Raw genomic sequence first — 13489 nt, forward strand, 5'->3', positions numbered from 1 at the left:
TTTATGGGAATGAGCCGACAGCCCCGGCGTGAACTGCGCCTCAACACTTTTCAGATGGCCGCGCCCTCCCACAACTGGGCGGGCCTGTGGAAGCACCCGCGCGACAACCAGGCGCAATACCACCAATTGCGCTACTGGGCGGACATGGCCCGCACGGCAGAGCGCGGCCTCCTCGACGGCATCTTTATCGCCGATGTGTTTGGCATCTACGACGTCTACGCGGGCAATGCCGATGCGGCGCTGGTGGCAGGGGCCCAGTCCCCGCAGCTCGACCCGACGATGCTCATCTCGGCCATGGCCCTGGTGACCGAGCACATCGGCTTTGGTGTGACATCGAGTCTGAGCAACGACCATCCGTTTTCCTTCACACGGCGCTTTGGCACCCTGGACCACCTGACCAACGGCCGCCTGGGCTGGAACATCGTCACCGGCTACCTGGAAAGCGGCGCGCGCGGCCTGGGCCGCGATAGCTTGCGCGACCATGACGAGCGCTACGAGGTAGCCGAAGACTTCATGGCCGCGATCTACCAGCTCTGGGAAGGCAGCTGGGAGGCCGGTGCTGCCGTGCGCGACAAGGACACAGGCATGTTCACACACCCCGAGCGCGTGCATGCCGTCGCCCATGACGGCCCCTACTACCGCGTGCATGGCCGGGCGCTGGCCGAGCCCTCACCCCAGCGCACACCCCTGCTGTACCAGGCTGGCAGCTCCGCGCGCGGCCAGCAGTTTGCCGGCCGCCATGCCGAGGCCTGCTTTATCAATGGCCCCACACCTGCGGCAGCGGCCAAATCGGTGAAGGCCTTGCGTGAATCAGCCCGCAACGCCGGGCGCGATCCCTACGATCTGCTCACCCTGCTGGGCGCCACCGTGATCGTTGCGCCGACGACCTCCGAAGCCCAGGACCTGCGCGACGACTACCGCCGCTACCTGGACAGCGCCGGCCAGCTGGCGCTGGTCTCGGGCTGGACCGGCATGGACCTGTCCCAGCTGGGTCTGGACGATGTGCTGCCCTTTGCCAAGACCAATGCCATACAGTCCACCGTCGAGCACCTGACCCGCAACACGCCACAGCCGCCCAAGGTCCGCGATCTGCTGGATTTCAGCCCCGTCGGTGCGCGCGCGCCGGTCTTCATCGGCTCGCCGGTTGATGTGGCCGACCAGATGGCCCATTGGGTCGCCGAGAGCGATATCGACGGCTTCAACCTTGTGCGCACCGTCATGCCCGAGAGCCTGGACGCCATCGTCGACCTGCTGATCCCCGAGCTGCAAAACCGGGGCATGTTCAAGACGCGCTATGCGCAAGGGACACTGCGCGAAAAGCTGTTCCCGGCAGGGGGCAAGCTGCTGCCGGCCAGCCATCCGGGCGCCGCCTACCGGCGCTGATGTTCCAGCAGACGGCCACAAGGACCACCCACAAAAAACAACCCCCACCACCCGGAAACAGGCGATGGGGGTTGGCACATCAGCGCAGACAGCCGCTTTAGGCTTCCGGCATCAGCGGCTCGCCCAGGTTCAGCATCAGGCGGTTGGCCCAGGCAAAGATCGCGTCCGAGTGCAGGAGGTCCAGCACCTCGCCGTCGTTCAGGCCCTCGGCCTTGAGCGCATCGATGTCGGCGGCGTTGATGGCGGCGGGCTGCTCGGTGATCTTGATCGAGAACTGCACGATGGCCTTTTCACGCGCCGTGGTGCCGGCGGTGGCGGGCTCTTCGAACACCTGGGCGATGGTGTCGCTGCGCTTGGCCAGCTGCTCAAAGCGCTGCGCATGGACCGACGCGCAGTAGACGCAGCCGTTGATGCGCGAGACCACGGTGGAGCCCAGCTCACGCTCGGCACGCGAGAGGCCGCCGGGCGCATACATGATGGCGTTGAAGGCGGTGGAGCGCTCGCGCAGGATCAGCGGCTGGTGCACCAGGAACAGGTAGTAGTCCGAGGTCTTGGCCTTGGGGTGGCTTTCTTCGAGCACGGCCATCTGGTCGGGCGTGGCCTGGCCCAGCTGGACCACATCCAGCCAGGCCTTCCACTCCAGCGATTCGTTGGTAAAGCCGTGGGCGCGGATGACCTGGGCGGGTTGGAATGCGGCGGGCGTGCTCATGCGGTGGCCTCCTCGGATGCTTTCATGGCTTGCAGGCCGGCGACAAGGCGGACCTGGTAGGAGAGAAACGCGATCAGCTGCGACAGCGCCACAACGGCCGGGGTGCTGATGCCTGCGGCTGGCAGGGTTTCCAGCGCCGCCTTGTCGCCCTCGATCGGGTTCTCGATCAGGGTGCGGGTAAAGGCCAGCATGGCGGCCAGGCGCGGGTCTTGCGCATCCTGGGGCTGGCCGGTCTCGGCGACGGCGATCAGTGCAGCATCGACTGCCAGCTGCTGCAGGCGTTCGCGGTAGTGGGCAACCAGCTCGGGCGCAGGGGTCAGGCGGCAGGCGTAGAGCGCAACCAGCAGGCGCTCGGCCAGGCTGATGCCCGGCAGCGCCGGATCAAACAGCGCCTGGTAGCTGCCCTGGGTGGCGGCCACCACCTTTTCACGCTGGTGGCGCGCCGCATAGGTGCGGCTGCCCGGTGCCAGACCGACCAGCCGGTCGATCAGGTCATCGCTGGGGGATGTGGACATGCAAGACTCCTTGGATTTATGGTTGTGCAGCGCCGGCCTTGGCCGCCACCGCGCGTTCTAGAAACTGCAGCACGCCCTGCCAGGACGCGGCATCGGCATGGGCGTTGTCGGCCGGGTTGCCACCGCCGGTGCTGACCTTGCCCGAGACCGGGTGCGCGTAGACCAGCTGCGTGGTCGGCACATAGGGGAACAGGATCGCGTGGCCGGCGCGCTCAAAGTCCAGCCACTGCACATCGTGCGGGTGCTGCACCTCGGCCAGCTTGTCGCGCACCATCTGCGAATACACGCTCGACGGCCAGGAGCCATCGTCGGTGGCCGACAGCAGCATCACCGGGCCCTGGATGCGCTCGACCGGGATGCGCGCACGCGCCACGGCCTCGGCATCAAGCAAGGCGGTGCGCATCGCGCGCTCATGGCGGTGGGGCGATGGACCTTCGTCAAACGGTGCCCAGCTGGCTGTGCGGTTGTTCTCCCAGATGTGGGTCAGCGGTTTGCCGCCCAGCAGCCAGGTTGGGCCTTCGCGCCCCACCTGCGGGTCGCAGGCGTTCTGGCCGCTGTGCACAAAGGCGCTGGGCACATAGCCCACCACGGCCGATACCTGCTGCGCAAAGGTGGCCCCCAGCAGCAGCACCAATTCCCCCCCGCGCGACTGGCCGCTGAGCGCGACAAAGTCATGCGCGGGTTGCACCGTGCGGCGCAGCCATTGCAGGCCTTTTTCAAAATACTCCAACGGGGTGTTGGAGATGTAGGGCGACAGGCCAGGCGCCTTGAAATACGCCAGCGCAAAGGCCGCATAGCCGCGCGATGCATAGAGCGCCGCGCGCGGCTCATTGATGCCGCCGCCCGAGCCGTTGACGATCATCACCGCCGGGTGCGGGCCGGCGCCAGCGGGCAGGTACAGGGTACCGACCAGCCCGTCCTCGCGCACCTCGCGGCGGGTCACGCCGGGGGCTGCGAGCTGCTGGCTCAAGCTTGCCTGCGCCTGCGCAGTGCCTGTGCTGGCCTGCAAGGTCGTCAGCAGCGCATCGGTCACCGGCTGGTTGAACAGCTCGCGGCTGGTGGATGCCACCGGGCTTTGCGACCAGACCAGACCCATGCCATCGGCACCGGCATAGCTGCCGGAGACGGGCGCATCGCGGCGCAGATCTACCGTCCCCTTAGCATCGGCGATGAAACGCGCCTGCGCGCGCCACAGCACGCCGCTGCGCGGGGTCTCGGCAGTCACCTCCACCGCCTCACCGGGCTGGGCGCCTTCGATACGGATGTGGCGTGCCACATCGATCAGCGCGTCCGCCTGGTCCATCGTGATGGACAGCTGGGCCATCAGGGTGCCACCTTGGTCACCATCGATGCGGTGGTGCGGTCGCTGCTGAACGGGGTGACCTTCAGGCCCTTCTTCGCGGCCCAGATATTGCGGTAGTGGAACAGCGGGATGATGCCCACATCATCGGACACCACCTTGGCCGACTGGCGCAGGATGCTCTCGCGCTTGGCCATGTCGAACTCTTCGGTGGATTCGGTCAGCGCCTTGTCCACGGCCGGGTTGCTGTAGTGGCCCCAGTTGGAGGCGCCCAAGCCCTTCTTGGCATCGACCGTGGCCAGCACGTTCACCAGCGCATAGCTGGCCTCACCGGTGCCATTGCCCCAGGCCAGCATGCTCATCGCATATTCGTTCTTGTTGGCGCGGCCCGAGTACACGGCCCAAGGCACCACCTCCACCTGGGTCTTCACGCCAATGCGGGTCCAGAACTGGGCCACCACCTGGGCGGTTTCCGGGCCTTGTGGGTAGCGGTCGTTGGGCACATGCATGGTCAGCTTGAAGCCTTCGGGGAAGCCGGCATCGGCCAGCAGCTTCTTGGCCTTGGCGGCATCAAAAGGAATGTTCTTGATGTCGGGGTTGTAGCCATAGGTGTTCTTGGGCATCCACTGGTTGGCCTCGGTGGCCGCGTCCTGCAGGATGCGGTCCACGATGGCGCCCCGGTTGATCGCCAGGTTCAGCGCCTCACGCACGCGCTGGTCCAGCAGCGGGTTCTTAGGCAAAGGCTTGCCGGCGTTGTCGGTGATGAAGGCATTGGGCGCCGGGTTGAAGCTGGGCTGCAGCAGCATCACGCGCAGGCCGTCGTAGGGGTAGACGGTGACATTGGGCGCATTCTTCAGGCGCGCGAGATCAGAGACCGAGACCTTGTCGATCACATCCACATCGCCGGCCAGCAGCGCAGCGGTGCGCGATGCGGCATTGTTGATGTAGCGGTAGTTGACCTTGTCCCAGATCGGCTTGTCACCCCAGTAGCCATCGTTGCGCTGCATCACCACGCGGTCGCCTGGCGTGTAGGACACCCATTTGTAAGGGCCCGAGCCGACCATGGCCTTGCCCGAGTTGTAGTCTTCGGTGGCCGATTTTTCGCCCACATGCTTGCTGACGATGTGCACCGAGGCCAGGTTCAGCGGCAGATCGGGGTTGGGGATGTTGGTCTTGATGATCAGCGTGTGCGGGTCCTTGGCCGTCACCGATTCGACGGTGCGCAGGTAGCCGGCAAAGGTGGCCACGCTGCCGGGCACGGCGCGGGCGCGCTGGTAGGAGTAGATGACGTCCTCGGCGCTGAAGGCCTTGCCGTCCTGCCACTTCACATCAGTGCGCAGCTTGAACTCCCAGGTCTTGGGGTCCAGGTTCTTCCAGCTCGCAGCCAGGCCGGGCTGCAGCTTGTTGTGGTTGTTCTGCACCAGCAGATCCCAGAAATGCAGGTCCACCGAGCGGTCGCCGGCATGGTTGTTGAGCTGGGGGTCCATCGACGAGACCGGGTCGGCAAAGCCGATGTTCAAGGTCTGCGCATGGGCAGCCAGGCCAGCGCCCATCAGGGCAGCGGTGAGGGAAGAGACGATGATGCGTTTCATGGCGAACTCCTGGTGAAACTGTGAAAACGGTTCGAACAAATACGGAGAAAAAGGCGGCGCTCAGCTGAGCGCTCAGGCGTCGTTCAAATGGCAGGCGCTTTGGTGCTGGATGGCGATGCCCTTGAGCTGGGGCGCCTCCACCTTGCAGCGCGGCATGGCACGCGGACAGCGCGGATGAAAGTGGCAGCCGCTGGGTGGGTTGAGCGGGCTGGGGATTTCACCCTGGATAGCCGAGTAGGTCTTGTGGCGCGCGTTCATGTTCGGCACCTCGGCCAGCAAGGCCTGGGTGTAGGGGTGGTTGGGCCGGGCAAACAGCTCCTCGACCGGCGCGGTCTCGATCACGCGGCCCAGGTACATCACCACCACCCGGTCGCAGATATGCTCGACCACGCCCAGGTCATGGCTGATGAACAGATAGGTCAGGTGCAATTGCTCGCGCAGGTCCATGAACAGGTTCAGGATCTGCGCCTGGATCGACACATCGAGGGCGGCGACCGCCTCATCGCAGACCAGCATGCGGGGCTGCACGGCCAGCGCGCGGGCAATGCCGATGCGCTGGCGCTGGCCACCGCTGAACTGGTGCGGGTAGCGGCTGCGCAGCGCGGGGTCGAGCCCGGCGCGCTCCATCTGCGCGCAGACGTAGTCGTCAAAACCAGCCTGGTCGACCAGACCATGGATACGGGCCGCCTCGCCAACGATCTCGTCCACGCGCAGGCGCGGGTTCAGGCTGGCGTACGGGTCCTGGAAGATCATCTGGATGCGCAGGCGCTCGACATGGCGCTCGGCCGGCGTCAGGCTGGCCATGGCCTTGCCGGAGAACAGCACCTCGCCATCGGACGGGGGCAACAGCCCCGCCGCGATGCGGCCCAGGGTGGACTTGCCGCAACCGGATTCGCCCACCAGGCCCACCACCTCGCCGGGGCGCACCAGCAGATCGACCTGGTCGACCGCGCGGGTGACCGGGTGGGGCTTTTCCAGCCCCAGGCTTTGCAGCAGTCGGCCACCAATGCCTGGCTTTTGCTCGCCAAAGCGCTTGCTGACCTGGCGCAGCTCGACCACCGGGGTGTCTGCCGCGCTGTCGGCTGCTGTGGTATTCGTCATCTCGTTCATACGCGGGCCTCCAGGCCTTGCGGCGCGGTGGCACCAAGGGTGCTTGGGGCGCTGGCGGTCAGCGCCGGGTGAAAGCAGCGCACCAGGCGGCCGGGCAGCGGCTCGGTCTGCTCAGGCTGGGCCTGGCAGGCGGCAGTGGCGCGGGTGCAGCGCGCGGCAAAGGCGCAGCCGGGAGGAAGCTGCAGCATATTGGGCGTCATGCCGGGAATCTGCTGCAGGCGGCTGCCGCGCCGGTTGTTGGCCGGCAGGCTGCCGATCAGGCCAGCGGTATAGGGGTGCAGGGGGCTGTCCAGCACGGCATCGACGCCGCCTTGCTCAACGATGCGGCCGGCATACATGACAGCCACTTCATCGGCCAGACCAGCCACCACCGACAGGTCATGCGTGATCCAGATCAGCGCCGTGCCCTGCTGGCGCGCGAGCTTTTGCACCTCGGACAGGATCTGCGCCTGGATGGTCACATCCAGCGCCGTCGTGGGCTCGTCGGCAATGATCAGATCGGGCCGGTGCAGCATCGCAGTCGCAATGGCCACGCGCTGGCGCATGCCGCCCGAGAGCTGGTGCGGGTAGGCCTGCAGGCGCTCGTCGGGGCTGGCAATGCCCATCATCGCCAGGGTCTCGCGGGCCCGCTCACGCGCCTGGGCCTTGCTGGCCGAGGTGTGGGCGCGCACCGCTTCGATCATCTGCGTGTCCACGCGCAACACGGGGTTGAGCGTCATCATCGGGTCCTGGAAGATCATCGCGATGCGGTTGCCCTGCAGCTGGCGCAGCTCGCGCGGCTTGATCTTGGTGATGTCGCGGCCCTGGAACAGCACCTCACCGCCGGTCACGCGGCCCGGTGCATCGACCAGGCCCATGATGGAAAAGCCGGTGACGGACTTGCCCGAGCCGGACTCGCCGACCAGGCCCAGGATGCGGCCGCGCTCCAAGGTGAAGGACACATCGTTGACCGCGCGCAGGGTGCCGGCGCGGGTCGCAAACTCGGTGCGCAGATTACGCACCTGCAAGGTGGGCACGCTGCTCATCGGGTGTTCCTCGGGTTCAGGACATCGCGCAGGCGGTCGCCCACCAGGTTGATCGCCACGATGGTGACCAGCAGCGCAATGCCGGGGTAGAAGCTGATCCAGTACTGGCCCGAGAGCATGAACTGGTAGCCGTTGGAGATCAGCAGGCCCAGCGAAGGCTCGGTCACCGGCACGCCCAGGCCCAGAAAGCTCAGGGTGGCCTCCAGGGTGATGGCGCGGGCGATCTGCAGGGTGCCGATCACGATCAGCGGCGGCAGGCAGTTGGGCAGGATGTGGCGCACCATGATGCGCCAGTTGGGGATGTCCAGGCAGCGCGCCGCCTCGACATACTCGCGCCGGCGCTCGACCAGGGCCTGGCCGCGTGCCGTGCGGGCGTAGTAGGCCCATTCCAGGATCACCAGGGTCAGCACCACATTGCCCACGCCCTTGCCCAGGTAGGCGAGGATCATCATCGCCACCAGGATCGAGGGGAAGGACAGGATCAGGTCCACCACGCGCATGATGATCGTGTCGGTCTTGCCACCGGCATAGGCGGCCAGCAGGCCCAGCAAGGTGCCCACCACGCCGGCAATCAGCGCCGAGCCCACGCCCACCAGCAGGCTGATGCGCAGGCCGTAGAGAATCGCCGAGTACAGATCGCGCCCCTGGCCATCGGTGCCCAGCAGGTAGTGGAAGCTGGCCAGCCCATTGGCTGAGCCCGGCGGCAGGCGCGCATCGAGCACATCGAGCTGCTGCAGGTCATAGGGGTTCTGCGGCGTGATCCAGGGCGCGACGAGCGCCGCCAGGATCAGCACGACGGCGACGATCAGGCCAAACAGCGCCAGGCGCGAGGCCAGAAAATCGGCCACATGCGCGCGCCAGGGCGAAGGCTGGCGCAGCGCCGCGGCCGGGGCCGTGCCCACGGGGGCGTTGGCAGGGGTGTTGGTGCCGCTCATGCTGCGCCCTCCAGGCGCACGCGGGGGTCGAGCACCTTGTACAAGATATCCACGATCAGATTGAGCGTGACAAACAGGCAGACCACCACCACCAGGTAGGAGACGATGACGGGACGGTCCAGCGCATTGATGCTGTCCAGAATCAATTTGCCAGCGCCCGGCCAGGAGAAGATGCTCTCGGTCACCACCGCAAAGGCGATGGTCGAGCCCAGCTCCAGGCCCAGCACGGTGACCAGCGGAATCATCGTATTGCGCAGCACATGCAGGCCCACCACACGCAGCGGCGACAGGCCCTTGGCGCGGGCAAACTTCACATAGTCGAGCGGCAGCACCTCGCGCACACCGGCGCGCGTCAAACGGATCACCAGCGAGATCTTGAACAGCGACAGGTTGATCGCAGGCAGCAGCATGTGGCGCAGGCCATCGGTGGTCAGAAACGACCACTGCGCGCCCAGGAACTCCACCGTCTGGCCGCGCCCGCTCGACGGCAGCATGCCCAGCGACACGCTGAAGGTCATGATCAGCATCAGGCCGACCCAGAACGTGGGCAGCGAAAAGCCCACGATGCTGCCGGCCATGATGGATTTGGAAAACCAGCTCTCGGGATAGAGTCCGGCCAGCAGACCCAGCGGCACGCCCAGCACCACGGCGATGACCAGCGCGGCAATCGCCAGCTCCAGGGTTGCAGGCAGGCGCTGCAAAATCAGCTCGATCGCCGGCACGTTGTAGACAAAGCTCACGCCCAGGTTGCCCTGCAGCGCGCCGCCGACAAAGCCCAGGTACTGGCGCCACAGCGGCTGGTCAAAGCCCAGCTGGGCGATGATGCGCGCGCGCTCGACCTGGTCCACGTCCTGGCCGATGAGGATATCGACCGGGTTGCCGATGGCATGCAGGCCGACGAAGACGATGACCGTCATCAGCAGCACCACCACCACGGCCTGCACAAGGCGGCGCAGCAGCCAGCCGATCATGGTGCGCCCGCCTTGTCCAGCAGTGCGGTGGCCTGGCCAGGTGGTTCAGCCGGCGTCCACTCATCGCCAAACACCTCGGGGTCGCTGAAGGCCTGCAGCTTCTCGAAATGCCACTGCACATCTTCGGCATACAGGCGGCTGCTGATGCCCTGTGCCAGGCGCTCGGCGCCCACGCTGATCGCAGGAATATCGCCGGACACCGTGCCATGCGTCAGCGCGGCCGGGTAGGAGAACGCATGGATGCGCTCCAGCCCCGGGCAGGCGCCGGGAATCTTTTGCTGCAGCTCGAAGGCCGGGCCCAGGTCGGGCGAATCGGACAGCTCCTGGTCGTCCTCGCCCTCGGGGTGGCGGTAGCGGTCGCCCCAGTTGCGCACATGGGCGGCAAAGGGCGCAAACTCGCTGCGCGCATTCCAGTCGATGCGAAAGCCGGTGGAGAACACGACAAAGTCCAGGTGGAACACGCCCTTGGAGGTATGGACGCGGATCTCGTCGCCGGTCCATTCCATGCGCTCGATCGCGCAGCCCAGGTTGAAGCGGGCATTGGCATGGCGCGAGACGCGCAAGGTGCTGCCCCGGGGTGGCGGCACCTGCTGCACATTGATGTAGTGGCGGATCTTCCACTTCCAGTCGTCGGGCAGCTGCAGGTGGCCATGGGTCAGGCCCGGGCTGCCGGCACCCTTGCCCTTGTTGACGCGGGGAATGTCGTTGCGGCGGATCAGCAGATCAACGCTGGCCGCGCCGCTCTCCAGCGCCGTCGCTGCGCTGTCCATCGCCGAGGCACCGGCCCCCACCACGCCGATACGCTGGCCAGCCAGTTGGGCGTAATCGGTGCTGTCTGACGAATGGGCCCAACGGTCGCGCGGCAGGCTGCGTGCCATCTCGGGCACATAGGCGCCGCCCAGGCCGTCGCGGCCGGTGGCCAGCACCACATGGCGCGCCAGCACCTTGCGTGCGCCGCCGGGCGTCTCCAGATCGAGCTGCACCACGCCATCGGCGCCGCGTGGGCGCACGGCCAGCACCTTGTGGCCGTTGTGCACCGGCAGCGCCAGCACCTGGCGGTACCAGCGCAGGTAGTCCATCCACTGCAGGCGCGGGATCTTGTCGAGCGCCTCCCAGGCCTCCAGGCCGAACTGCGACTCGAACCAGGCGCGGAAAGTGAGCGCCGGTTTGCCCAGCGCCGGGCCGGTGAGCTGCTTGGGTGAGCGCAGCGTTTCCATGCGCGCCGTCGTCGCCCAGGGGCCTTCAAAGCCCGCCGGCGACTGGTCAAAGATCTCGGCCGGCACGCCCATGAAGCGCAGCGCCGCGCATGCGGCCAGGCCCGACATGCCGCCGCCGATGATGGCCACGGGCAGCACCGGCTCGCCCTCCAGCGCGGTCTCGGGCAGCCAGTCCTTGGCGGGCAGGTCCAGCCAGGCCAGGTCCTGGCGCACCCGGGCTTCGAGTGCGGCCAGCCCCTGGGGCGGCAGTAAGCGTTCGTCGTTCATGCGTGGTTCTCTCAAAATTCTGGTGTGCCCGCAGCGGGCCGCTGGCCCTCGGGCAGCATTTCTTCCAGCAGCGCGGCGTGGGCGCGTGCGTCATGCAGTACAAAGCCGGGCAGCAGCGCGTGCGCCACCTCGGTCAAGGCCTGGCACAGCGCATCCATCGCAGGCGTACACGGCGTGGCCTGCTGGCTGACCACGCCAAACAAAAACGGGATCTCGGTATCGAGCGGGCGTACCACCACGCCTTGCAAAGGCAGGCCCAGCGCCGTCACCGGCTCCAGCACCGACACGCCCAGGCCGGCGCGCACGGCGGCCATCGCATTGACCGAAGCATTGGTTTCCATGAACTGGGTCTCGCCCGGCTGCGCGCCCGGGCGGGCAGCGGCAAAGGCTTCATCGAGGCGGCCACGCAAGCGGTAGGGGTTGGCCATGGTGATGATGCGGCGCTCGGCCAGTGCCAAAAGCGGCACCACGTCCAGCGCGGCCAGTGGGTCCGCTTCGGGCAGCACCGCCACGCAGGGCGCGCGGCCAATCCAGTGCACCTGCAGGCCCCGGTGCTCCAGCGGCAGGCTGCTCACGCCCAGCTGGGCGGCCCCCGTCAGCACGCCTTGCGCCACCTGCTCGGGCGAGGCGCTGCGCAGCTGGATGTGCGAGATGCTCTGCGCCATCGCGCCTTCGAGCCGCGCCAGCGCCGCAGGTACCAGGCCCGCGGCCAGCGCCGGCGTGGCCAGCAGGTTCAGCGGGCGTTGGCTGCCGCCTGCAATCTCGCGGGCACGCTGGCGGATCTGTTGCAGGCTGTGCAGCGCATGGGCCACATCCTCGTACAGCAAAAAGCCTTGTTCATTCGGGGTAATGCGCGGGCCGTTGCGGCTGAACAGCGCGTAACCAATCTCCTGCTCCAGCTCCTGCACCAGGCGGCTGATCGCGGGCTGCGAGCGGCCCAGCATGCGCCCGGCGGCCGTCACGCTGCCGGTCGAGATCACGGCCGCGAAGGCCTCAAGCTGGCGAAGTTCCATGGGTATTGAATGCGAAAACCGCATTCTGAGCTATCGAGTATGCAATCCACAAATACTAAATAGACATATCCAAATAGCAGAAGCGTATTTACCCGAGTACCAGGCGACCTGCGCTATGCCGTAGCCACGCAAAAAAGGGAGCATGCGCTCCCTGCGTGACGGCCGTTTCCGGCTGCTTCTAGCTCAAAACTCGCTCAGAGCCCCAGCTTCTTGGCCACATAATCGGCGTCCTTGTCGCCCCGGCCCGAGAGGTTGACGAGGATGTTCACCCCCTTGTCCAGCTGCGGCGCGATACCCATGGCCCAGGCGACGGCATGGGCGCTTTCGAGCGCCGGGATGATGCCCTCGACCCGCGACAGGGTCATGAAGGCGTTGAGGCAGGCCTGGTCGTCCACGGCTTGGTAATCGACCCGGCCCAGGTCCTTCAAGTAGCTGTGCTGCGGGCCCACGCCGGGGTAGTCCAGGCCCGAAGCGATGGAATGCACGGCCGCAGGGCTGCCATCGGCGTTCTCCAGCACATAGCATTTCATGCCATGGATGGCGCCGGGCTTGCCCACCGACAAGGTGGCGGCATGCTTGCCCGGCTGGTCCACGCCCTCGCCCGCTGGCTCCACGCCCACTAGCTTGACACTGGCATCGGGCAGAAAGGCCGTAAAGATGCCCATCGCATTGGAGCCACCGCCCACGCAGGCGGCCACATAGTCGGGCAGCTTGCCGTGCCGGGTCTGGAACTGCTCGCGCGCCTCGCGCCCGACGATGGACTGGAAGTCGCGCACCATCTTCGGAAACGGGTGCGGGCCCACCACCGAGCCGATCGCATACAGGTAGTTCGTCGGATCCTTGAGGTATTCCTCAAACGCGCTGTCCACCGCCTCCTTCAGAGTCGCCTGGCCAAAGGTCACCGGCACCAGCTTGCAGCCCAGGATGCGCATCTTGGTGACATTGGGGTGCTCTTTTTCGATATCGACCTGGCCCATGTGGATCTCGCAGGGGATGCCCACCAGCGCGCAGGCGGTGGCCAGCGCCACGCCATGCTGGCCGGCGCCGGTCTCGGCAATCACCTTGGTCTTGCCCATGAACTTGGCCAGCAGCGCCTCGCCCAGGCAGTGGTTGATCTTGTGCGCCCCCGTGTGGTTGAGGTCCTCGCGCTTCAAATGGATCTGCGCGCCGCCCAGCTGCTCTGACAAACGGCGGGCATGGAAGATCGGGCTGGGGCGGCCCACATAGTCCTGGAACAGCTGCTGGAGTTCGTCCTGGAAATCCTGGCGCTGCACGATCTGCTCGTAGGCCTCGGCGATGTCGTCCATGGCCTTTTTCAGATGCGGGGGCACCAGCTGGCCGCCGTAGTCACCAAAGAAACCGTTGGCATCGGGCATCTCAGCAAAGTTCATCATGGTTGTCATAGGCTGCTTTATCTCTGTGAAGGCAAAGCTTGTTGATACCACAGCACTC

General features: G+C 66.5%; 12 protein-coding genes. 1 reads left to right on the plus strand and 11 read right to left on the minus strand.

The window, feature by feature from the left end:
* Window positions 1–9 precede the first annotated feature (9 nt).
* A complete protein-coding gene (locus tag N4T19_RS15595) occupies window positions 10–1383 on the plus strand; it encodes an LLM class flavin-dependent oxidoreductase (RefSeq protein WP_260718479.1) in 1374 nt (457 codons plus the stop codon).
* 97 nt (window positions 1384–1480) lie between these two features.
* Here the strand turns inward: N4T19_RS15595 and N4T19_RS15600 are convergent, their stop codons facing one another.
* From N4T19_RS15600 to trpB, 11 genes are all read right to left on the minus strand, one after another.
* Complete coding sequence (locus N4T19_RS15600; RefSeq protein WP_021024826.1) at window positions 1481–2092, minus strand: peroxidase-related enzyme; 612 nt, start codon at window positions 2090–2092, stop codon at window positions 1481–1483.
* Complete coding sequence (locus tag N4T19_RS15605; protein ID WP_116927594.1) at window positions 2089–2607, minus strand: CMD domain protein; 519 nt, start codon at window positions 2605–2607, stop codon at window positions 2089–2091. Before N4T19_RS15605 ends, N4T19_RS15600 begins: the two co-directional genes overlap by 4 nt.
* Before the next feature lie 16 nt (window positions 2608–2623).
* Window positions 2624–3931: an acyl-CoA thioesterase/bile acid-CoA:amino acid N-acyltransferase family protein gene (locus tag N4T19_RS15610; protein WP_116927595.1), complete on the minus strand. Its 1308-nt coding sequence runs from the start codon at window positions 3929–3931 to the stop codon at window positions 2624–2626.
* Complete coding sequence (locus N4T19_RS15615) at window positions 3931–5499, minus strand: ABC transporter substrate-binding protein (protein WP_182344142.1); 1569 nt, start codon at window positions 5497–5499, stop codon at window positions 3931–3933. The genes N4T19_RS15610 and N4T19_RS15615 overlap by 1 nt, the downstream gene beginning before the upstream one ends.
* 72 nt (window positions 5500–5571) lie before the next feature.
* Entirely contained in the window at window positions 5572–6600 is a 1029-nt protein-coding gene (locus N4T19_RS15620; RefSeq protein ID WP_116927632.1) for an ABC transporter ATP-binding protein, read from the minus strand.
* Window positions 6601–6605: 5 nt separating this feature from the next.
* Entirely contained in the window at window positions 6606–7634 is a 1029-nt protein-coding gene (locus N4T19_RS15625; RefSeq protein WP_116927597.1) for an ABC transporter ATP-binding protein, read from the minus strand.
* On the minus strand, window positions 7631–8569 hold the full coding sequence (locus N4T19_RS15630; protein WP_116927598.1) for an ABC transporter permease: 939 nt from the start codon (window positions 8567–8569) through the stop codon (window positions 7631–7633). The genes N4T19_RS15625 and N4T19_RS15630 overlap by 4 nt, the downstream gene beginning before the upstream one ends.
* Entirely contained in the window at window positions 8566–9540 is a 975-nt protein-coding gene (locus N4T19_RS15635) for an ABC transporter permease (protein ID WP_116927599.1), read from the minus strand. The genes N4T19_RS15630 and N4T19_RS15635 overlap by 4 nt, the downstream gene beginning before the upstream one ends.
* Entirely contained in the window at window positions 9537–11024 is a 1488-nt protein-coding gene (locus N4T19_RS15640) for a SidA/IucD/PvdA family monooxygenase (RefSeq protein WP_116927600.1), read from the minus strand. The genes N4T19_RS15635 and N4T19_RS15640 overlap by 4 nt, the downstream gene beginning before the upstream one ends.
* Window positions 11025–11035: 11 nt before the next feature.
* Window positions 11036–12037 (minus strand): LysR family transcriptional regulator, encoded by a 1002-nt coding sequence (locus tag N4T19_RS15645; RefSeq protein WP_260718480.1) that lies wholly within the window; start codon window positions 12035–12037, stop codon window positions 11036–11038.
* Between the two features lie 194 nt (window positions 12038–12231).
* Window positions 12232–13431: a tryptophan synthase subunit beta gene (gene trpB, locus N4T19_RS15650; RefSeq protein WP_409935115.1), complete on the minus strand. Its 1200-nt coding sequence runs from the start codon at window positions 13429–13431 to the stop codon at window positions 12232–12234.
* Window positions 13432–13489 lie beyond the last annotated feature (58 nt).

The sequence above is a fragment of the Comamonas squillarum genome, from assembly GCF_025309455.1.
Lineage (GTDB): Bacteria > Pseudomonadota > Gammaproteobacteria > Burkholderiales > Burkholderiaceae_C > Comamonas > Comamonas squillarum.

Excerpts from the sequence above, each read along its gene's own strand:
- N4T19_RS15595 (WP_260718479.1), top strand. The coding sequence starts at position 10 with ATGAGCCGACAGCCCCGGCGTGAACTGCGCCTCAACACTTTTCAGATG.
- N4T19_RS15600 (WP_021024826.1), bottom strand. The coding sequence starts at position 2,092 with ATGAGCACGCCCGCCGCATTCCAACCCGCCCAGGTCATCCGCGCCCAC.
- N4T19_RS15605 (WP_116927594.1), bottom strand. The coding sequence starts at position 2,607 with ATGTCCACATCCCCCAGCGATGACCTGATCGACCGGCTGGTCGGTCTG.
- N4T19_RS15610 (WP_116927595.1), bottom strand. The coding sequence starts at position 3,931 with ATGGCCCAGCTGTCCATCACGATGGACCAGGCGGACGCGCTGATCGAT.
- N4T19_RS15615 (WP_182344142.1), bottom strand. The coding sequence starts at position 5,499 with ATGAAACGCATCATCGTCTCTTCCCTCACCGCTGCCCTGATGGGCGCT.
- N4T19_RS15620 (WP_116927632.1), bottom strand. The coding sequence starts at position 6,600 with ATGACGAATACCACAGCAGCCGACAGCGCGGCAGACACCCCGGTGGTC.
- N4T19_RS15625 (WP_116927597.1), bottom strand. The coding sequence starts at position 7,634 with ATGAGCAGCGTGCCCACCTTGCAGGTGCGTAATCTGCGCACCGAGTTT.
- N4T19_RS15630 (WP_116927598.1), bottom strand. The coding sequence starts at position 8,569 with ATGAGCGGCACCAACACCCCTGCCAACGCCCCCGTGGGCACGGCCCCG.
- N4T19_RS15635 (WP_116927599.1), bottom strand. The coding sequence starts at position 9,540 with ATGATCGGCTGGCTGCTGCGCCGCCTTGTGCAGGCCGTGGTGGTGGTG.
- N4T19_RS15640 (WP_116927600.1), bottom strand. The coding sequence starts at position 11,024 with ATGAACGACGAACGCTTACTGCCGCCCCAGGGGCTGGCCGCACTCGAA.
- N4T19_RS15645 (WP_260718480.1), bottom strand. The coding sequence starts at position 12,037 with ATGGAACTTCGCCAGCTTGAGGCCTTCGCGGCCGTGATCTCGACCGGC.
- trpB (WP_409935115.1), bottom strand. The coding sequence starts at position 13,431 with ATGATGAACTTTGCTGAGATGCCCGATGCCAACGGTTTCTTTGGTGAC.